Source organism: Gordonibacter sp. RACS_AR68, from assembly GCF_030418485.1.
In the GTDB taxonomy this organism is placed as follows: Bacteria; Actinomycetota; Coriobacteriia; order Coriobacteriales; family Eggerthellaceae; genus Gordonibacter; species Gordonibacter urolithinfaciens.
The window spans coordinates 880,539-899,739 of sequence record NZ_JAIPUP010000001.1 but is presented as its reverse complement, the minus strand read 5'-3'; the positions used below and the strand labels follow the sequence as shown (position 1 = coordinate 899,739).

Annotated in this window: 17 protein-coding genes and 1 other RNA gene; 1 reads left to right on the top strand and 17 read right to left on the bottom strand. The window is 67.1% G+C overall.

Annotation, left to right across the window (positions count from 1 at the left end):
* Window positions 1-61: 61 nt before the first annotated feature.
* From K9U15_RS03845 to ffs, 9 genes are all read right to left on the bottom strand, one after another.
* A complete protein-coding gene (locus K9U15_RS03845; protein WP_096227240.1) occupies window positions 62-496 on the bottom strand; it encodes an Rrf2 family transcriptional regulator in 435 nt (144 codons plus the stop codon).
* Window positions 497-640: 144 nt separating this feature from the next.
* Window positions 641-1,789, bottom strand: coding sequence for a 4Fe-4S binding protein (locus K9U15_RS03840; protein ID WP_123673779.1), 1,149 nt, complete (start codon window positions 1,787-1,789; stop codon window positions 641-643).
* A 2-nt stretch (window positions 1,790-1,791) separates the two neighbouring features.
* Window positions 1,792-3,150: a molybdopterin-guanine dinucleotide biosynthesis protein B gene (gene mobB, locus K9U15_RS03835; RefSeq protein WP_224767909.1), complete on the bottom strand. Its 1,359-nt coding sequence runs from the start codon at window positions 3,148-3,150 to the stop codon at window positions 1,792-1,794.
* Window positions 3,151-3,208: 58 nt separating this feature from the next.
* The gene (locus K9U15_RS03830) at window positions 3,209-4,906 is read right to left on the bottom strand and encodes an FctA domain-containing protein (protein ID WP_301155625.1); all 1,698 of its coding nucleotides are present in this window, start codon (window positions 4,904-4,906) and stop codon (window positions 3,209-3,211) included.
* Between the two features lie 529 nt (window positions 4,907-5,435).
* Window positions 5,436-6,032: a recombination mediator RecR gene (gene recR, locus K9U15_RS03825; RefSeq protein ID WP_096227242.1), complete on the bottom strand. Its 597-nt coding sequence runs from the start codon at window positions 6,030-6,032 to the stop codon at window positions 5,436-5,438.
* A gap of 15 nt (window positions 6,033-6,047) precedes the next feature.
* Window positions 6,048-6,395 carry a YbaB/EbfC family nucleoid-associated protein gene (locus K9U15_RS03820; protein WP_096227243.1) on the bottom strand — a complete coding sequence of 116 codons (348 nt, stop codon included), beginning with the start codon at window positions 6,393-6,395 and terminating at the stop codon, window positions 6,048-6,050.
* Window positions 6,396-6,474: 79 nt separating this feature from the next.
* Window positions 6,475-8,928 carry a DNA polymerase III subunit gamma/tau gene (gene dnaX / locus K9U15_RS03815; RefSeq protein WP_096227244.1) on the bottom strand — a complete coding sequence of 818 codons (2,454 nt, stop codon included), beginning with the start codon at window positions 8,926-8,928 and terminating at the stop codon, window positions 6,475-6,477.
* 20 nt (window positions 8,929-8,948) lie between these two features.
* Entirely contained in the window at window positions 8,949-9,788 is an 840-nt protein-coding gene (locus K9U15_RS03810; protein WP_096227245.1) for a VTT domain-containing protein, read from the bottom strand.
* A gap of 201 nt (window positions 9,789-9,989) precedes the next feature.
* An RNA gene (gene ffs / locus K9U15_RS03805) (signal recognition particle sRNA small type) lies at window positions 9,990-10,081 on the bottom strand.
* Between the two features lie 181 nt (window positions 10,082-10,262).
* Here ffs and K9U15_RS03800 point away from each other — a divergent pair.
* On the top strand, window positions 10,263-10,424 hold the full coding sequence (locus tag K9U15_RS03800; protein WP_154270426.1) for a hypothetical protein: 162 nt from the start codon (window positions 10,263-10,265) through the stop codon (window positions 10,422-10,424).
* Between the two features lie 75 nt (window positions 10,425-10,499).
* Here K9U15_RS03800 and aspS read toward each other — a convergent pair whose 3' ends face one another.
* The 8 genes from aspS to K9U15_RS03760 all read right to left on the bottom strand — a co-directional run bounded on the left by aspS (window position 10,500) and on the right by K9U15_RS03760 (window position 19,200).
* Complete coding sequence (aspS, locus tag K9U15_RS03795) at window positions 10,500-12,278, bottom strand: aspartate--tRNA ligase (RefSeq protein WP_301155624.1); 1,779 nt, start codon at window positions 12,276-12,278, stop codon at window positions 10,500-10,502.
* A gap of 158 nt (window positions 12,279-12,436) precedes the next feature.
* The gene (locus K9U15_RS03790) at window positions 12,437-13,249 is read right to left on the bottom strand and encodes a UTP--glucose-1-phosphate uridylyltransferase (RefSeq protein WP_096227247.1); all 813 of its coding nucleotides are present in this window, start codon (window positions 13,247-13,249) and stop codon (window positions 12,437-12,439) included.
* A gap of 110 nt (window positions 13,250-13,359) precedes the next feature.
* A complete protein-coding gene (locus tag K9U15_RS03785) occupies window positions 13,360-13,545 on the bottom strand; it encodes a hypothetical protein (RefSeq protein WP_096227248.1) in 186 nt (61 codons plus the stop codon).
* A 110-nt stretch (window positions 13,546-13,655) separates the two neighbouring features.
* On the bottom strand, window positions 13,656-14,423 hold the full coding sequence (locus tag K9U15_RS03780) for a cytochrome c biogenesis protein (RefSeq protein ID WP_096227249.1): 768 nt from the start codon (window positions 14,421-14,423) through the stop codon (window positions 13,656-13,658).
* Window positions 14,424-14,620: 197 nt separating this feature from the next.
* Entirely contained in the window at window positions 14,621-15,373 is a 753-nt protein-coding gene (locus tag K9U15_RS03775) for a heme exporter protein CcmB (RefSeq protein ID WP_096227250.1), read from the bottom strand.
* A gap of 1 nt (window position 15,374) precedes the next feature.
* Entirely contained in the window at window positions 15,375-16,100 is a 726-nt protein-coding gene (locus K9U15_RS03770; RefSeq protein ID WP_123673783.1) for an ABC transporter ATP-binding protein, read from the bottom strand.
* A 6-nt stretch (window positions 16,101-16,106) separates the two neighbouring features.
* On the bottom strand, window positions 16,107-18,467 hold the full coding sequence (locus tag K9U15_RS03765; RefSeq protein ID WP_231897346.1) for a heme lyase CcmF/NrfE family subunit: 2,361 nt from the start codon (window positions 18,465-18,467) through the stop codon (window positions 16,107-16,109).
* Between the two features lie 67 nt (window positions 18,468-18,534).
* Window positions 18,535-19,200 (bottom strand): cytochrome c maturation protein CcmE, encoded by a 666-nt coding sequence (locus tag K9U15_RS03760; protein WP_087191368.1) that lies wholly within the window; start codon window positions 19,198-19,200, stop codon window positions 18,535-18,537.
* Window position 19,201 lies beyond the last annotated feature (1 nt).

Here is a 19,201-nt window from a genome sequence, read left to right as displayed (position 1 = left end):
TCCTCATCGGTCGTCGTCGGCACGAAGCCGAACGCGAAAAAAAAAAGGGGGGGGGGCGACCCTACGCGGACTTTGCCGCAGACGCCCCGCCGAAGATGCGGCCGTCGATAGACGCCACCGTCACTCGTTTCAGGCGCTCACGGCAGCACTCGTCCAAGTCGGCGAAGACGTCATCCATGATGCCGCCCATGCCGGAAGCCACGAGGCACTCCTTGTCGGCATCGCCGCTATGCCAGCGCGCCTCGACGAAGCGCACGCCCAGGGCCTCGGCGATGGACGCCAGATCGGTTCCGGCCGGGTCGGCCGCGAACCGGTAGCCTCCCTCGTTGCCCTCTCGCGTCTCCACGAGCCCTGCCCGCTTGAGCGGCGCCATGACCTTGCGAACCCGGGCGGCGTTCGTGCACACGTTCTCCGCCAAGGCCTCGCTCGACACGACGCTCTTCTTGTGGTTCAGGAACACCAGCGCATGTACCGCCACGATGAAATCGCTGTTCATGTAGACCCGCCCGCCTTCATTCGCACTCGGCGCCTGCGCCGAAGGTTTGCTTAACTGTTCACCTAACTTATACAGTATGTTCTGTACAAAGAGAAGGTACAGTTCATGAAAGGCACGAATTCTCCGTCGGCGACCCTGCGCGGCTTACCGCTTCAAGCTCGACAGGATGCCCGGGCGCGCAGGCGGATTCGGCAGGTGGATCAGCCGCGGCTCGAAGTCGAACAGCTCGTCGGTCGACACGATGGGGCTCACGGTCAGGCAACCCTTCAGGCAGGCGTCGGCGCACAGGTTGCACTGCACGCAGTCGGCTGCCGAGAACTCCAGGAAGCTGCCCTCCCCTTCCTCGGGCACGAGGTCGCTCTTCTTGAGCGCGCCGGTGGGGCAGAACACCGCGCACATGCCGCACGACGAGCACGCCTCGCCGTCCACGTGCACGCTGCCGAACAGGCGCGTGTCTATCTCGGGCACCACCGACGGGCCCAGGCTGTCCATGGCATCCAGCACGTGCATGCGCCGTACAGGATTGAACTGGGGCAACGTGCCCGCATCGGACATGCGCAGCCTATCGCGCAGCGACGGCGCGTTCGCCATGCCGGTCTTCTTGAAGGCAACCTCCACCGTCTTTCCGGCCGCGTCCAGCGCCGTGCCCTTGGCCTGCGAGAAGAAGCCGCGGCGCGAGGCGCCCAGCAGGCTGCGCGCGTCCTCCAGCAGCACGTCGTCCGGAAACGCCGAGGCGCGCTCCACGCAGATGCCCGACCCCTGGGCGGCAAGCAGCTGGTTCGCCGAGGCCACCGTGGCGTCGATGCCCGGCACGCAGGCACGGAACTTGCAGGTCGCGCAGGTGCCGTCCACCAGCAGGATGTCCTCCACGCCGCGGGCCGCCAGCTCCAACAGCACGCTCTCCTCCATGCGCGCAAGGCACGGCACCTCGGCGAACTTCGTCGGGTCGCCCTTGCGCTTCGAGGCGATGCGGGCGCACGCGAACACGGCGCGCCCGCCCGAGGCCACCACGGCGTCGGCCACCGCTGCGGCCAGGTCCTCGTCGAGGGGTGCGAGCGGGATGAGCGCCTCGGTGGGGCACACGGTCGTGCAGGCTCCGCACGCCACGCACCGTTCGTTGTCGAGGGCGAGCACGTTGTCCTTCGCACCCACGGCATCCGTCGGGCACGCGTCGGTGCACTTCCGGCACGAGGAATGGCGGTTGCGCACCACCGTGCAGCGGTCGGGCGCCAAGAACACGGCCTTGCTCTCCAGGGCCTCGGCAACTTCCACGATGTCGATGAGGTTGGGCATGCCTATCCTTCCAGGAACGACTCCTCGAGCGCGTGCAGCTCGTCGGGCGTGTTCGCGTTGATGAAGCAGCCGCCCATGGGCTCCGCCTCCAACACCTTGCTCTGCGGGAACTCGAGCACCTTCACGTCGTCGAAGAACGCCTGGGCGCGCTTCTCGCCCCGGTCGAGCGCGCGGCGCACGGCGGGCAGGCAGGCCATGCGGCGGTACAGGGCGTGGAACGGCTCGTAGCCGTGCTTGTTCACGGGCACCACCACGTCGGCGCCCGACTCGTTCATGGCCAGAGCCTCGGCCACCACGAGCGACCCCGAGGCGAACACCATGTCGCACGCCACCACGGCCACGTAGGGGTTGCGGGCGGCCTGCATGGCCGTGTAGAGGCCGGGCAGCGCGCCGCGGTAGTCGAACGCGTCGCACACGAGCTGGATGCGGTACTGCGGGAACTCTGCGTGCAGGAACGCCAGGTTGTCCGGCTCGTTCGTGGTGATGACCAGGTCGTCGGACACCGGCGCCAAACGCTCCACGAGGCGGCAGATGAGCGGGCGCCCCGCGAAGGGCACGGTGGCCTTGCTGCGCCCCATGCGCCGGCTCTCGCCGCCCGCCTGGATGACCACGGTCACACGCGGGCGCACGTAGTGCTCCTCCACGAAGTCGGCGAGGCTGGCCACGTCGCACAGGTCGAACGACGGCACGTTGTACAGTTTGGCGGCATGCACGGCCTCGGCGATGTCGGTGACCACGGCCACCGTGTCCGACGTGGGCAGCTTGTTGGAGATGTCCACGTGGTCGGGGTGCTGCGTCTTGAAGTGGGCGCTCACCGCCGAAGCGTCGGCCGGCACGTCGTCGCCCTCCATGACGCGGCGCAGCGCCTCGCGCGCGTCCTCGTCGTCCGCGGGCGGCACGGTGCCGCGCGAGAACTGGGTGAAGTCGGTGCCCAGCGGCCAGCCGCGACGGGCTCCTTCCGCGAACACGTCGGCCACCCGCGCGTCCGCCTCGTTGCCCGAGCGCATGATCTCCACGGTGGGCAGCCCGCTCTTGCGGTAGCCTTCCACGATGACGATGTCGTGCCCGTGCATGCTGCGCACGATGTCGGAGCACTCCATCTCGCCCTCCACCGTCTTGATGCGCGCCATCTGCCCCGGCGCGGCGATCACCGTCTCGCTCGCCCCGGCGGCGCGGTGGCGGTACGAGTCCTTACCGGGATAGTCGATGTCGAAGCCCACGTGGCTGTGGTGCTTCACGCTGCCCACGTCGTAACCGCGCGCGACCAGCTCGGCTATGAGCTGCTCGATAAGCGTCGTCTTGCCCGAGTTATGGCGGCCCACGATAGCGAGGGCCGGGCTGGGGATGTTCACCATGTTCATGCACCCGTCCTTTCGGCGCATAAGTATAGCATGGCGCAGCGCCCGTCCCGGCATTCCCCTATCTCCTTTCGGCGCCCTTTTCCGCGATACGACTTGCTGCAAACGCTATCGCCGCCGCCGCTGCCGCCGCTCCAACCGACGCGCCCGCCAACGGGTCGCCGGTGTCGGCAAGCACGCCGGGCTTGCGGTAGGCGTTCTGGAACAGGGGCTCGGAGACGGGCTGCCCTCGGAGCGTGAGCGCGCCCACGGCCCTTAGCGGCCCCTCGTCAGTCTCCTCCACGGTCACGGACAGCTCGTACACCGCGGTGCTGTACGTCCACCCGCGCTGCGCGTCCTGCACCTCGGCAATGGTATAGCGGTAGACGCCGGCCTGCGCGAACGTAATGGTGCCGAAGGAGGCCACGCCCGCACCGCGCACGCTGGCACGTATCGTGTCCGGCAGGGGCTGGCCGGAGGCTGCAGCCTCAAGGGCGAACGTGAACACGGGCGTTGCGGCGGGCTCGTCGCCGGCGAGGGCCTTGCGTACGGCGGGCACCGCGTAGTCCACGGGCGTGGGCACGGGCTTCGCCCGGTAGGCGATGGTGACGGTGCGGGCGAACGACCCGTCCGCCGCCGTGGTGAAGAAGGCTTCGAACGGATCGAACGTGGCGGAGACGACCTTCCCGCCAGCCGGCTCCGTCACAACGTTGCTCGCGGCGAGCGTGAACGAGGGGCCGTCCAGGCCGTACGACATGATGGCGGGCACGTGCTCGAAGTCGTTCGTGTAGCCCTCTGCCGACCCGCGAGCGGTGACGAAGCCGCCGGGCGCCAGGTCGAAAGACAGATGACGCGCCGCCTGGATGGCCGCCGACGTCTCCCCCGGGCCCTCCAGCAGGTTCGACACCTCCAACGCACATGCCCCTGTGAACGAGAGGTCCTGCGCAGCGTAGATCCCGCCCTGCACGAGGCCGCTCAGCGAGCCCGTCACATCCGCAAGTCGCACCGGGCCCTCCGAGTACAGCGCCCCCACCTGCCCCTGCGCCTCCACCCGAGAGGACGAGAGGGCGAGCCCTTCGTTCGCGCGCATGGCGTTGCCCAGCCGCCCGTTCGCCACGACGGCGAGGTCGCAGCCATCGACGTTGCACGTTCCCTCCGTCACGAGAATGGCGTTCGCGCCGAAGGGCGAGTCCTTGGCCTCGTAGCTGCAATCGAGAGCCACGGTGCAGCCGGAGAGCACGACATCTCCCCCCTCGTCATCCACCACCAGGCAGTTCGCCACGCAATCGAGCACAAGCATGACGCCCGACGCCTCGATGCCCCGACTCGCAACGATGCCTTTGAACACGCGATAGCCGTTGTCGGCACGCAGAGAGCCGCCACCCGAGAGCGTGGCCGCACCCTGGACGTAGAGGCCGGTGGTGGGATCGTCCGGCGAGTCCTGCGAGTCGTGGAACGCCAGCGTGCTCGCGCCTGCCAGCACCACGTTCAGATCGTCGTCGGCGTACAGGGCGCAGGCCACCTCGTCGCCGTCGGGCGTGGTGACGGACGTGGTCCGGTCGATCGTCGCGCCCGTCAGGCAGAGCGTGCCCGCACCGTCGTAGTACAGGGGATCGCCGGGTTGCCCAGGATGGGCTACCAGGTCAACGCCGTTGCCGAGCACCTTCGTCGGCACGGCGGCGAAGGCGGAGCACGGAACGAGCGCGACGCAGCATGCCGCCACGGCGAGCGCCAGCATGACGAGGAGCGGGGCGAGCAGGCTGGTGCGGGAACGTTCCATGGCTTCGCTTCCTTCGGGTCGGGGCTTGTTGGCGGCAGGTGCGACGGGCGAGCCCCCCCCGCAGGCAGAGGAGGATCCCTTTAGCGCTACCTCGGCAGAATCATGCGCGCAGCCGTCATCGCATCCAGCATGCCACGAACCGGGCAGTCGTCGCCCTTTTCGTTGCAAGGCCGCAACGACACGGTTACCGGGCCATTGCCCGGGACCTTCGCGCGCCTCCGACCACGGGACGTTCTTTCGCCGAAAAAAAGTGTTGTTATTTTGTGAAGGAGGGTGGTATACTGAGTCCTGCATTTACAGAGGCTTTGTTGCTTCGGTAAAGATAGGGGTTCTGTTTTTTGGAGGGGGCAGAACCCTTCGTCTTTTCTTGGGTGCGAAGAGGCCGCCGCGCGAGAGCGCGGCGGCCTCTTGCCTGTTCGGACTCGGCGCGTCCATCCCGTTCGATTCGACGACGCGCGCCCTGGCCTTCCTCATGCCCCGAGCAGAAAACCCGCGCTCGGTCGCTCGGAAACTCGGTCGCGCGTCCGAGCTACAGCGGCCGGCGCGCCTCGATGGCGCGGCCGAGCGTCACCTCGTCGGCGAACTCCAGGTCGCCGCCCACCGGCAGGCCGCTGGCGGGACGCGTCACGCTCACCCCGAGCGGCTTGATGAGGCGCGCCAGGTAGGCCGCCGTCGTCTCGCCCTCCACGTTCGGGTTCGTGGCCAGCACCACTTCCTGCACCTCGCCCGACGCCAGGCGCTTCATGAGCTCGGCGATGCGCAGGTTGTCCGGGCCGATGCCCTCCATGGGCGACAGGGCGCCGCCCAGCACGTGGTACACGCCCGAGAACACGGCCGTGCGCTCGATGGGCGGGATGTCGCGGGGCTCGCTGACCACGCAGATGATGCTCGCGTCGCGCCGGGACGACCGGCAGATCTCGCACAGGTCGTCCTCGGCGTAGTTGAAGCACTGCCGGCAGAAGTGGACCTGGTCCTTCACTTCCGCGATGGCCTCGGACAGGCGCAGCGCCGTGGCCTTGTCGGTATTGAGTATCCAGTAGGCGATGCGCTGCGCCGACTTCGGGCCGATGCCGGGCAGGCGCTCAAGCTCGTCGAGGAGCTTCTGGATGGACGGCGCTGCGTACATGGCTGCCGACCGCGCCTACATCAGGCCGGGGATGTTCATGCCGCCGGTCACGGAGTTCAGGCGCTGGGCGCTCACCTCGGACATGCCGCGCAGGGCCTCGTTCACCGCCGCCAGCACCATGTCCTGGAGCATGTCCACGTCCTCGGGGTCCACGGCCTCGGGGTCGATGACGATGCTCTTGATGGCCATGTCGCCGGTGGCCACCACTTTCACCATGCCGCCGCCGGCCGTGGCCTCGTACTCCATGTCCTTGATCTCGTCCTGGGCCTTCGCCAGCTCGGCCTGCATCTTCTGGGCCTGCTTCATCATGGCGCCCATGTTGCCCATGCCGCCGCCTCCGGGGAACCCGCCTCGTTTCGCCATCGTGCTCTCCTATCTGCTCTTTGCTCGTCGGTATCGGTCGTCGTTTATCGAATGCCGCCTGTTGCTTCGTTGCCTCGCGCTATTCTCTCACTTCTTCGACGATCACGCCATCGCCGAAACCCGCCGCCAAAATGGCCTCCAGCTCTCCGGGCGACTGCGCGGGAGCCGTCATGTCCACGGAAGGCGAGGTGCGCGTATCGGGCTCCGGCGGCAGGTCCGGGCGCGGCGCGGGCGTCGCGGCAGACGCCGGGACGACGTCGGGCGTCGTGGACGTCGCGACCGGCCGGGGCTCCGAGACGGCTGGCCGGGCACCCGGGGTGGCCGCGGGAGCCGCCGTGCCGCCGGGCGACGGGACGCCCGGCGAGGCGACGGTGCCGTAATCGTCGTAGGGAACCATTTCGTCCTCGTACGGGGGGAAGTCGTAGGCATCGACAGGGGCCGGATCGGGCTCCGGAACCGCGTAAGCCGACGATGCGGCATGCCGGGCGCCCGAGGAGGCCGCTGCGGCCGACGTCTTGGAAGCGGCCTGTTCCGGCACGGAAGAGGCCGCGGCCCGTGCGAGCGCGGCGGCTGCCGGATTCGAAGCGACCGCCTGCGCGGGGGCCGACGCGGCCGGCTGGGACGCAGAAGCTGCAGGCGCCGAGGACGCTGCGGGCGCAGCCGACGGCATTGCGACGGCGACCGAGGCTGCAGCCCCCGCGCCGTCGGACCCTTGGGTGTACGTGAACGGCAGCGCCGCGCCACACGCCTGCGTGAGCGCCGTCAGGACGGCGTCCTGCACGTCGGGTTTCTGCACGGCTTTGAAGGCGAACGAGTTCTCAGCGGGAAACTCGATGACGAACAGGCCCTTGTCGGCCCGGTAGAGGGCCTTCGTGTTCAGGAACAGCACGCCGTACGCCGCCTTGTTCTTCTTGAGCGTGGACAGCGTCGCCTGCCAGATGCGCTGGAGCGCCGCCGGGTTCTGGAGGCTTGCGGCGAGCTCGGCAGAGGGCGCGGCGCCGCTCGCTGCCGGCACGGCAGCGGAATCGGCCTGCGCGGGCGGGGCGCTCTGGGCCGCATCGGCAGCAACGGCAACGCCTGCGGGCGCGGATGCTCCGGACGGCACCGGGGCGGACCCCTGCGCGCTTGCGGGGAAGGAAGGCTCCGGCATGTGCGAGGCGGGAGACGCCTGCGCGGCCGGGGACTCCCCGCCCGCGCGCGCGCGATCAGGTTGCCCTGCTCGGGCGCTTTCGTGCGCGCCGAGGGAGGCCGCGCCCGGTGCCCCGGAGGCAGCGGTACCCGCACCCGCAGAAAAGCCCGCGCGCGCATCGGCAGATGACGCCCCCTGCGTGCCCGCCGGCATCGCCGGCTGGGCCTGGCTCGCTGCGGCGGACACCACGTGCGCAACGGCCGAATGGCCGCTCTCCAGCGCCTCGATGCGCTCGGCAAGGGCCTCGAGCGTCAGGTCGGAATCCGGGCGCACCATGCGCGTGAGCGCGATCTCGAACGACAGGCGCGGATTCGTGGACGTTTTGAGCTCGGCCGAGAGGTCGCCCAGCACGCCGAGCAGCCGAGAGAGCCTATCGGGGCCGAACCACTGCATCTCGTGGGCCAGCTCGCGGCGCGTGGCGTCGCTCACCTCCAGCGCCACGTCGGCGCCTGCCAGCGTCAGCACGTACATGTTGCGCACGTGCTCGGCCAGGTCGCGCACGAACTGCGCGAGGTCGGCGCCCGTCTCCACGTAGTCGGCCGTCCAGCGGAAGCAGGCGGCCACATCGCGCGTGCCGATGGCTCGCACGATCTCGGCCACGTCGCTCGTGTCCACGCCGCCCAGCATGCGCTCGGCCACCTCCAGCGTGACCTTGCCCTCGCCGAACGCGATGAGCTGCTCGAGCGAGGTGAGCGCGTTGCGCATGCCGCCTTCGGCGCGATGCGCGATAAGGTCGAGCGCCTCCCCCTCGAACTCCACGTCCTCCGCCACGCAGATGGCGCCGAGGCGCGACACGATGGACTCCGACGAGATGCGGCGGAAGTCGAAGCGCTGGCAGCGCGAGTGGATGGTCTCGGGTACCTTCTGCGGGTCGGTGGTGGCCAGGATGAACACCACATGGCTCGGCGGCTCCTCGAGCGTCTTCAGCAGCGCGTTGAACGCCGCCGTCGACAGCATGTGGACCTCGTCGATGATATAGATCTTGTAGCGTCCGCGCGTGGGGGCGAACTGCACGCGCCCGATGATCTCCTCGCGCACGTTCTCCACGCCGGTGCGGCTCGCGGCGTCCAGCTCGTAGACGTCCGGATGCTCGCCGTTCGCGATCATCACGCAGTCGTCGCACGTGCCGTCGGGCTCGGGCGTGGGGCCCCTCTCGCACAAGAGCGCCTTCGCCAGCAGGCGCGCGGTGGTGGTCTTGCCGGTGCCGCGCGGGCCCGTGAACAGGTAGGCGTGGCTCACCTTGTCCTGCTCGATGGCGTTCTTGATGGTGCGCTCGATGTGCTCTTGGCCGACGACGTCCTCGAAGATCTGCGGCCGGTATTTGCGGTAAAGTGCCTCTGCCATCGCGTATGCTCGCTTCCCTGCTACTCCGTCTTCGAATCCGCCCTGGCATGCGCGCCGCGCGGCGCCTCCGCGCCTGCCGCTGCAGGGGCCGCATGCTTGCCGGCAACCGCCTCCTCGGCCACGGCCGCATGCGCGGCGCGCAGCTCCCGCTCCTCGGCCACGTCGGCGTCGATCTCGGCCTGGACCTGCGTGCGTCCGTCGTCCGCCTTCTTCTTGCGCGAGCCCAGGGCGGCCTTAACCGCGCCGATGATGGCCGGTGCCACCGACACGGCCACGATGCCCAGCACGATGACCTCGAAGTGCTCCTGCACGATCGGGATGCCGCCGAAGAAGTACCCCACCAGCACGAACAAGCTCACCCACGACACGCCGCCGATGACGTTGAACAGCGTGAACTTCGCGAAATTCATGTGGCCGGTACCGGCAATGAACGGGGCGAACGTGCGGAAGAACGGCATGAAGCGCGTGATGACGATGGTCAGGCCGCCGTACTTCGCGAAGAAGTGGTCGAGCTTGGCCATGCGCTCGGGCGTGAGCGCCTTCACCTTGCCGGAGTCGATGATGCGAGTGCCGAAGAACCGCGCGATCCAGTAGTTCGACGTGTTGCCCAGGATGGCCGCCACGTAGAACACGATGAGCGTGGCCCATACGTTCAAGCCCCCGCCGTCGGCCGAGAACACGCCGGCCGCGAACAGCAGCGAGTCGCCCGGCAGGAACGGGAAGAACACGAGCCCTGTCTCCACGAACACGATGAGGAACAGCGGCGAGTACACCCACACCGGGCCCAGCGCGATAATCCAGCCTGCAATGGCCCCGCGCGGATCGCTGAGCAGGTCGACGAAGAAATTGATGATGTCCATGTACGCCCTTCAGTGCCACAGGTTGCCAAACCACCAGCCCGGACATGCCAGCGAGAAGGGCTGTGGTACCGGAATTGCCCCGTCATGCGGCCGAGCGTGCTTTGGCACGTGAGGGCAAGCGTGAAAGGGGCAATTCCGGTACCACAGCCCTTCGCAGCGTCGAGCCGTTCCGTCGGTCGTCAGACTGACGGAACCGAGTAACCCGGATAGGCAGGGCGCTCGTCAGCGGTCCCTTATGGCTGCTTCCTCCCGGACCTGACCAGGTTCGGAACATGGCGCCGCCCGGCCCATCCGAGGTACTCGGTTCATACGGTGCTTAAGTATAGTCGAAAGCGGGGGCGAGCGCCCTCTCCCGGCCTCGCGCGCAACCAAAAGCACATAGCCTTCATGTGCCAGACAATAATGCTATCATGCTATACTTTCCTTGGCGGCAGTGTTCGCCTGCTGGGTGGTGCCGGAAAGGACGGTGCCGCTATGGGCATGCTCGATATCCACGCAACACTCGTTGTCGATCAGGTTGACCTCTGGTTCTGGCTGATCGTGTTGAAGACACTCTTTGCAGTAAGGCGATTTGAAAATGGTGACGATGGAAATAGTAAAGCCGGCCCCCACACCAAGGACGACCGGCTTAACTAGATAACACGCACCACCCGCGCTGGCGGGCGCTGCCGTTGGCAGGATTGTACCGCGTTCCCGCCGAGCGTGCAAGCGCTACAGCGTGCGCAGGTTCACTTCCTTGAGCTGGCGGCCCGTCACGGCGCTCGGGGCGCCCGTCATCGGGTCGCTCGCGGAGCTCGTCTTCGGGAAGGCGATGACGTCGCGGATGGACGCCTTGCCGCCCAGCAGCATGACCAGGCGGTCGAGGCCCAGCGCGATGCCGCCGTGCGGCGGAGCGCCCAGCTCGAGCGCATGGATGAGGTGGCCGAACTTCTCCTCGATCTCCTCGTCGGTGAGGCCGCACATGCGCAGCACCGCACGCTGCTCGTCGGCATTGTGGATACGGATGGTGCCGCCGCCCACTTCGAAGCCGTCCATCACCAGGTCGTAGCTGTAGCTGCCGCACGCCAGCGGGTCGCTCTCGATCTTGTCCACGTCCTCGTCCAGCACATGGGTGAACGGATGGTGCTCGGCGGCGTACTTCTTCTCGTCCTCGTCGTAGCGGAACATGGGGAAGTTCACCACCCACAAGAGCTGATGGCCCTCGCGCGGCACGTTCAGCGCCTCGGCCATGTGCAGGCGCAGGGCGGAGAGCACGGCGCTCGCCACCTCGTAAGTGTCGGCGGCGAACAGCAGCAGGTCGCCCGGCTCCACGTCCATGGCCTCCTTCAGCGCGGCGAACTCCTCGTCGCTGAAGAACTTGATGATGGGGCTCTTCTCCTTGCCGTCGGTCGTGAACGCGATCCAGGCCATGCCCTTCGCGCCGTTCTCGGCCGCGATGTCGGCCAGCTTCTCCACATCGCCGCGGCTCCAGTCGCCCGCGCCCTTCGCGTTGATGGCCTTCACCACGCCGCCGGACTGCGCCACGCTCGAGAACACCTTGAAGCCCGTGTTCTTCACGATGTCGGTGATGTCGACGAGCTCCATGCCGAAGCGCGTGTCGGGACGGTCGTTGCCGAAGCGGTCCATGGACTCGCGGTACTGCATGCGCTGCAGCGGGAACTCGTGGTCGACGCCCACGGCTTGCAGCGTCTCGGCCATGACGTCCTCCATGAGGTTCATCACGTCCTCGCCCTGCACGAAGCCCATCTCGATGTCCACCTGCGTGAACTCGGGCTGACGGTCGGCGCGCAGATCCTCGTCGCGGAAGCATCGGGCGATCTGGTAGTAGCGCTCGATGCCGCCCACCATGAGCATCTGCTTGAACTGCTGCGGGCTCTGCGGCAGCGCGTAGAAGCGGCCCGGGTTCGGGCGGCTCGGCACGATGTAGTCGCGCGCGCCCTCGGGCGTGGAGTTCGCCAGGATGGGCGTCTCCACCTCGAGGAAGCCGCGCTCGTTCAGCGCGCCGCGCATGGCCTGGGCCACCTTGTGGCGCAGGTGCAGGGCCTCGAACATCTCCGGGCGGCGGATGTCCAGGTAGCGCCACTTCATGCGCGTGGTCTCGTCCGTCTCGATGCCGTCTTCAATGGCAAACGGCGGGGTGACGCTCGTGTTCAGGACCTCGACGGACTTCGCCAGCACCTCGATCTCGCCCGTAGCCATGTTGGGGTTCACGGCCTCCGCGCCGCGATCGCGCACCGTGCCCGCGATCTTCAGCACGTACTCGCGGCCCAGGTGCTCGGCTTTCGCGAAGTCGTCGGCGCTCACGCAGTCGGGGTCGACGACCACCTGCGTGTAGCCCGCGCGGTCGCGCAGGTCGATGAAGATGAGGCCGCCGTGGTCGCGGTTGTGCCAGGCCCAGCCGGTCAGCACGACCTCGCGCCCCACGTCGCTTTTGCGCAGCTCGCCGCACGTGGCGGTGTGCATGCAGTATTCGTTCATGAAGTCCGTCATAGTGGTGGTTCCTTGCTCCTTGGCGCCGCTATCGAAAACCCGCCGCGCGGGGCGGCGGGCAACACTCAAACTGGTTTATTGTACAGCAGTTGTCACAACACGATAACGATCTGCGTTCATTCCATGTAAAATGCTCTGCTCGACCGCCCGATCGCCCGCTATCCGTTCTTGCGGGCGAACAGCACGTTGTTGGTTTCGAGCCAGCTCTCCACGGTGCCGGTGTCGAAGCCGTCGGCGGGATCGATGACCAGCGCGTACATCTCCTCCTCGCGCAGCACGGCGTCGAGCGCGTCGGTCAGCTGGATCTCGCCGCCCACGCCGGGCTCCACGTCGGCCAGAAGTTCCATCACGCGCGCGCTCAAAAGGTAGCGGCCGAACACGGCCAGGTTCGACGGCGCGTCCTCGAGCGCCGGCTTCTCCACCAGCGCGTCGACCTTCCACACGTCGTCGGACACGGCCGCACCCGCGATGACGCCGAAGCGGCTCACCTGGTCGTCGGGCACCGGCATGACCGCGATAACGCTCGCGCCGCCGTGCGCGTCGGACACCTCCTGCATGCGCGGCAGCATCTGGTTGTCGGGCACCAGCACGTCGCCCAAAAGCACGTAGAACGGCTCGTCGCCCGTCTTCTCGGCCGCGCAGCGCACGGCATGGCCCAGGCCCAGGGCCTCGTCCTGGTACACGTAGCTCACGTTGTAGGCGCCCACCCGCTCCACGAGGTCGGCGTAGGCGTCCTTGCCGCGGGCGCGCAGCGTGGCCACGAGCTCCGGGTTCGGCGAGAAGTGCTCCTCGATGGCCTTCTTCTCGCGGCTGTTGATGATGACCACCTCGTCGGCGGCCGACGCCAGGCCCTCCTCCACCACGTACTGGATGGCCGGACGGTCCACGACGAGCAGCATCTCCTTGGGCTGGGCCTTCGTGGCGGGCAGGAAGCGCGTGCCGAGGCCGGCCGCGGGAATGAGAGCCTTCATGGATGGAAACCTTTCTTCTCCGACAACAGAAGAGGCGCCGCGATCCTGCGGCGCCTCGTGAAAATCGCTTGGGCTATTGTAGCACGAGCGGACAGGCCGTCATCAGACGGCTACCTGCCCTGCTGCTCGGCCAGGGCCTCCTCCAGCACGGCCATCTGCTTCTCGGCCTTCTTGAAGCCGAACATGATGATGAGCACGTACACCAGGATGGCCACCCACATGAGCGCGTACGCGCCGATGATGAACGGCATGGACGGGGCAACGGTGCTGTAAATCTCAACGAGAACCGGATTCATAGGTCAATCTCCTTCTCAACTCATAGGTCGTTTCAACGTCGGCGAGGCGGGGTGCTGCGGAGCGCCGCAGCGTCGAGCCGTTCTGCCGTTCGGCAGAACGGGGGAACCAATCAGTCCTCCAACTGCTCCTTCAGGGCCTCCACGCGCTCGGCCAAGCGCACCTGGCGGAAGCGGAGGCGGTACAGCGCGAAGCCCACCATGGCAATGCCGGCCAGGCAGAACATGAGCGTGATGCCCATGTCGCCCGACATGCCGCCCTCGCGCACGACCACCGGGTGGATGCTCGAGGGGATGAGGCGCGTCACCATGAAGCAGATCGGCACGTCGATAAGCGCGATGATGGCGAGCACGGCGCCGTAGGTGGCGCGGCGCTCGGGCTCGTCGATGGCGTTGCGCAGGATGAAGTACGCGATGATGATGAGCATGAGGATGAGGTACGTGGTCAGGCGCGGATCCCACGTCCACCACACGCCCCACTCGAACCTCGTCCACAAGTCTCCCGTGATCATCGTGCACGCCACGAACAAAAGCGCGACCTCCATCGCTATCTTCGAGCAGGTGTCGAAGCGGCGGTTCTTCGTCATGAGGAAGCGCACCGCGTAGTAGCCTGCGAACGCCAGCGCCACGAACGACGTGATGGCCACCGGCATGTGGAAGTAGAAGATCTTCTGCGACAGCAGCAGCACGTTGGTGACCATCTGCCCGCCGATCATCTCGACGCCGTTCACCGCGGCGCCGTTCACGGGCGAGGCCCAGAAAAACGCCAGCAGCAAGCCCACCGTCGACAGCACGATGCCCGCCACGAGCACCGCCGGCGCAATCCGGTCGGGCCACTGCCCCGCCTCCGGAAGCTTGGGCGCCTTTTTCTTTTCGGACATGAACACCCCTTCTCTCTACTCGTCCAACTATTATAGGTCCTGCCCTGTCAGCGAGAGGCGTTGAGGTGCCCCGAATTGCCGTGCTTCGCGGCCGAGCGTGCTTTCGCACGTGAGGGCAAGCGAAGAAGCGGCAAGGCGGGGTGCCTCGGCGCCTCGCAGCGTCGGGCAGTTCCGACGGCCGTTAGGCCGCCGGAACGCTAAGCGCTGATTACAAAATCGTACAGAACCCACGATGCGAGGATCATGATCACGTCGTAGCCGCCCGCGAGCACCAGCGACGTCAGCATCACGTCCGCGTACCCCTCCGCGCCCACGATGGCCGCGGTCGTCGCCGACACGCAGGCGTAGAGCAGCGGGAAGATCAGCGGGATGAACAGCACGGCCAGCATGACGTCCTTGCCGCGCGTGTTGATGGTGATGGTGGACAGGAGCGTGCCGATGCCCGCCACGCCCACGGTGCCCACGAGCAGCGGCACCACCAGCAGCCAGAAGCTCTCCGAGGGCGTGGTGGTGGTCAGGAAGAAGAAGTAGAACAGCGGCACGGCTATCACTTCCACCACCAGCAGGAACAGCAGGTTCGACGTCGCCTTCGCCAGGAACACCACCGAGCGGTCCATGGGCACGAGCAGGATGCCCTCCAGGCAGCCCTGCTCCTTCTCGTGCGCGAACGAGCGGTTGAGGCCCAGCAGCGACGTGAACACGATGAGCGCCCACAGGAGGCCGCCGCTCATCTGCAGCACGTCGGTGGTCTGCGAGGTCTGCGCGAGCGCCGCGCCGTACACGATGATCACGAGCAGCGCGTAGATGCCCATGGACGTGAGCATCTCCTTCGTGCGGAACTCCTGCTCCAAATCCTTGCGCAGAAGCGTCTTGTACTGCTGGAACGTGGAGGGCTTCTTCAGCGCCACGCCGCCCGCCGTGCGCACGGGCGCCCCCTTCTCGGCCGCCATCTCAAGCCACCCCCATGCCAACGGTCGAGCGGTACAGCGCCGAGAACTCGTCGAAGTCGAACGAGCCCTTCTCGTCGAAGGCCACCACGCGGCCGCGCGCCAGCACGAGCGCGTGCGTGCACATGGCGAAGCCCTTCTGCAGATCGTGGCTCACCATGACGAACGTGCGCCCCTCGCGCTGCTGCTCGATGAGCTCGTCGAATATCTCCACCGCATGCGGGTCGAGGCCCGAGTACGGCTCGTCCAGGAACACCACGCCGGGGTCGTGGATGAGCGCGCGGGCGATGGAGAGGCGCTGCGTCATGCCGCGCGAGAACGTGCGCACCACGTCGAGGCGGCGGTGCTTCAGCTCCACCGCCTCCAAGAGCTCCATGACGCGCGCCTCGGGGTTCGCCACCCCGTAGAGGCGCGCGTAGATCATGAGGTTCTGCTCCGCCGTGAGATCCGGGTAGAGCATCGAGTTGTGCGAGATGAGCCCGATGTGGTCGCGCGCCTTGTCGGGTTCGTCCTTCAAATCCACGCCCATCAGCGTGGCCATGCCGGACGTGGCGCGGGACAGCGTCGACAGCACGCGCAGAAGCGTCGTCTTCCCCGCCCCGTTCGGGCCGAAGATGGACAGGAACGCCCCTTGCGGCACCTCGATGGTCACGTTGTCGACCGCCTTGCGGTTGCCGAACACCTTCGAGAGCTTCTTCGTCCTGATCGCAGGCTCAACCGCAGCTTCCATGGCGCGTTACGCCTCTTCCCTCTTCTTCTCGTCGGCCTTCGATGCGGCCGCAACCGACGCGGAACCCAGAGCGACGTCAACGGCCCCCTTGACCACCGCCTCGACCACACCGTCGGCCGTAACCACGTCGGCAACGGTTTCGAAAGCCACGCTCGAACCCTCGACCTTCGCGGCCGAAGCCTCGTGCGGCAGATCGTCGCCGGAAGGCTCCTCGTCAAACTTGCGCTTCGCGCCACGGCGCCCAGCGGTGGCTATCAGAACGCCCACCATCAGCAGGCCGAAGCCCACCCACACGGGCGTGATGAGCGGGTTCACGCGCACGTCCATGGAGAAGTCGCCGTTGGTGTTCACGCCCTTGTACACCACGAACAGGTCCTCCGTGGGAAACGAGATCACGCCCGCCACGAGCTTCTGCTGCTGCGTGGACTGCACCAGCTGCACGGCCGGCGACACGGAGCCCACGAACTCGCCATCCTTGAACACGTCGTAGTTCACGGTGTACAGGATGTCGTCGCCGTTCGCCATCTCCTCGATGGTGTTCGACGTGTATTTCAGCGTGAAGTCCTGGATGGTGAAGTCCTCGGTGGTCGAATCCGTGGCCTCGTCGTAGCCCACGTAGCCCACGCGCTCGGTCACGTACATGGAAGAGCCGATCAAGCCCACCAGGATCACGGCCATGGCCAGGTGCGACACGAAGCCTCCGAACGAGGCGGCGCGGTTCGCCAGCATGCCGAACGCGGCGCCGAACACGTTGCCGCCGTGCTTCTCGCGGTAGGCGCGGATGCCGCGGCCCAGCATGAACAGCGAGTTGAACAGCAGCAGGCTGGCAACGAGCAGGCCCACGACCGCAAGGCCGTTATAGTACCAGGCAGGGCTCAACGTCGACAGCATATCGGAGGCAGAGACGCTGCCCTGCGCCGCCAGCTCCTGGTAGTACGCGACGTTCGCCTGGTAGCTGGGAAGCAGGTACGTGGCGAAGTAGAACATGAGCACCGCGAACAGCACGAGCGCGCAGGCGCCGGGGATGCGGGCGCGCTTCCAGAACTGCCTGCCCTCGGTCTTGCCCCACGACAGCAGCGGGCACACCGTGAGTACGATGAGGTACAGGACGCCCAAGGGCCGCGCGATGGCGTCGTAGGTTCCCGTGGAGAACTTCAGGTTGAACGGCAGCGCCGGCGCGATGGTCATGAACGTGAGCATGAGGGTGAACACGATCATGATGAGGTTGTTGAAGTAGTAGGCCGCGTCCTTCGACATCATGCTGGAGATATCGTCGCCGCCCGCCTTGGCAGGCCCGAACGACTTCCAGCGCACGATGAGGCCCACGATGCCGGCCAGCACCGACGCGGCAATCAGGCCGCCGAACAGCACGAGCGACACGTTGTCGCCCTCGAACGCGTGCACGGACTGCACGAGGCCCGAACGCGAGATGAACGTGCCCACGATAACGAACGCGAAGGTGAGGCACGCGCACATGACCGACCAGCGCTTGAACGCGCCGCGCTGGCGGTACACGGTGAAGCTGTGGATGAGCGCCACGCCCACGAGCCACGACAGCAGGCTCGCGTTCTCGACGGGGTCCCAGCCCCAGTAGCCGCCCCAGCCGAGCACCACGTAGGCCCATACGGCGCCCAGGCCGATGCCGATGCCCAGGAACAGCCAGGAGAACAGCGCGTAACGTTGCGAGCGCACGACCCATGCCTTCGAGGAATCGTTCACGATGACGGCCGCGATGGCATAGGCGAACGGGATGGTGAGGCCGGCGTAGCCCACGAACAGCGTGGGCGGGTGGATGGCCATGGCCCAGTGCTCCAAGAGCGTGTTCATGCCCCAGAGCGCCGCCTCGCCGCGCAGGTTGCCCGATGCGTCGAGGTACTGGGCGGCCAGGGCCGTGAACGGCATGTTGCTCTCGGAGAACAGCGTGACGCCCACGAACGCCGCCAGCACGATCTGCGCCACGAGCAGCGCCATGGAATCCAGCTTCTCCTGCCGCTTCAGGTTGCGCACGGCCACCACGGAGTTGAACAGCGAGATGAGCCAGGCCCAGAACAGAAGCGAGCCCTCGCGGCCGGCCCACAGGCCCGCCAGCTGGTAGAGCCATGCATCGGCGCCTGCCGCATTGCTGTGGTAGCGCACCACGTACTCGATGGACGTGTCGCCCGTCATGAAGCAGTACACGAGGATGCCGCAGCACGCCGTGAGCCCCACCGCGGACACGAGGGCCGCCACATGGCCGCCCCAGGTGAGCGTCTCCGCCACGCCGCTCGCACGCTTGTGCCCTGCAATCGCGCCCGCCACGAGGCAGACGATCGACACGACGACAGCCGCAAACGAGATGAGCAGTCCAATCAGACCGAATGTTGACATGTAGGTTTCCCTTCGTTGCGGCCGCGCGCGCGGCCGCCAAGCTTACGAGATGGCCGGGCCGCTCATGCTATCCAGCGAGCGAGACCTCGGTGGCATGGAACTTCCCGTCTTCGTTGAGCGAGCCGGTGAGCACGAGCGTGGAGCCGTCCCTCACCTCGTCGGACAGCGCGTCGTCGAACAGCACGGACAGCTCGGGCGCGCCCTCCGCGTCCACGAGGACGAAGCGGTCGCCCTGTCCCGCCGCGGCAAGCGTACCGTCCTTCACCGTGCCGGTAACCTTCACGGGCTTGTCCAGAACGCTGTCCCCGTAATCCGCAAGCTGCGCCACGCCGAGCGCGTTGCTGGAATTCTCGTACTTTGACGGGCACTTCGTCACGAGCTCGGTCGCATGCAGCACGCCGTCGGCGCCCACCTTGCCCGTGCAGATGGCCGTGACGTCGTTGCCGAAGGTGGCCGCCACGCCTCCCTCGTACTTGACGCGCAGGTACTGCGTCTGATCGCCCGCAGGGTCGTACATATCGAACGTGAGCACGTTGTCCTCCGTGGAGAAGGAGTTCTCCACCACGTTGCCCGACACCTGGACCTTCTGGTCGGCATACTGCCCGTTCGCCATGTCGGCAATCGTCACCGACTTCGCCGACGAACTGCCCCCGACGACGGCCAGGACAACGACCAGCACGATGACGATGATGCCGGTGACCACCACGAGCCGCCGCTTCGTTTTCGTGTTCACG

Bases quoted from the DNA above. Each gene is read 5' to 3' on its own strand.
- K9U15_RS03845 (WP_096227240.1), bottom strand. From the start codon at position 496: ATGAACAGCGATTTCATCGTGGCGGTACATGCGCTGGTGTTCCTGAAC.
- K9U15_RS03840 (WP_123673779.1), bottom strand. From the start codon at position 1,789: ATGCCCAACCTCATCGACATCGTGGAAGTTGCCGAGGCCCTGGAGAGC.
- mobB (WP_224767909.1), bottom strand. From the start codon at position 3,150: ATGAACATGGTGAACATCCCCAGCCCGGCCCTCGCTATCGTGGGCCGC.
- K9U15_RS03830 (WP_301155625.1), bottom strand. From the start codon at position 4,906: ATGGAACGTTCCCGCACCAGCCTGCTCGCCCCGCTCCTCGTCATGCTG.
- recR (WP_096227242.1), bottom strand. From the start codon at position 6,032: ATGTACGCAGCGCCGTCCATCCAGAAGCTCCTCGACGAGCTTGAGCGC.
- K9U15_RS03820 (WP_096227243.1), bottom strand. From the start codon at position 6,395: ATGGCGAAACGAGGCGGGTTCCCCGGAGGCGGCGGCATGGGCAACATG.
- dnaX (WP_096227244.1), bottom strand. From the start codon at position 8,928: ATGGCAGAGGCACTTTACCGCAAATACCGGCCGCAGATCTTCGAGGAC.
- K9U15_RS03810 (WP_096227245.1), bottom strand. From the start codon at position 9,788: ATGGACATCATCAATTTCTTCGTCGACCTGCTCAGCGATCCGCGCGGG.
- K9U15_RS03800 (WP_154270426.1), top strand. From the start codon at position 10,263: ATGGGCATGCTCGATATCCACGCAACACTCGTTGTCGATCAGGTTGAC.
- aspS (WP_301155624.1), bottom strand. From the start codon at position 12,278: ATGACGGACTTCATGAACGAATACTGCATGCACACCGCCACGTGCGGC.
- K9U15_RS03790 (WP_096227247.1), bottom strand. From the start codon at position 13,249: ATGAAGGCTCTCATTCCCGCGGCCGGCCTCGGCACGCGCTTCCTGCCC.
- K9U15_RS03785 (WP_096227248.1), bottom strand. From the start codon at position 13,545: ATGAATCCGGTTCTCGTTGAGATTTACAGCACCGTTGCCCCGTCCATG.
- K9U15_RS03780 (WP_096227249.1), bottom strand. From the start codon at position 14,423: ATGTCCGAAAAGAAAAAGGCGCCCAAGCTTCCGGAGGCGGGGCAGTGG.
- K9U15_RS03775 (WP_096227250.1), bottom strand. From the start codon at position 15,373: ATGGCGGCCGAGAAGGGGGCGCCCGTGCGCACGGCGGGCGGCGTGGCG.
- K9U15_RS03770 (WP_123673783.1), bottom strand. From the start codon at position 16,100: ATGGAAGCTGCGGTTGAGCCTGCGATCAGGACGAAGAAGCTCTCGAAG.
- K9U15_RS03765 (WP_231897346.1), bottom strand. From the start codon at position 18,467: ATGTCAACATTCGGTCTGATTGGACTGCTCATCTCGTTTGCGGCTGTC.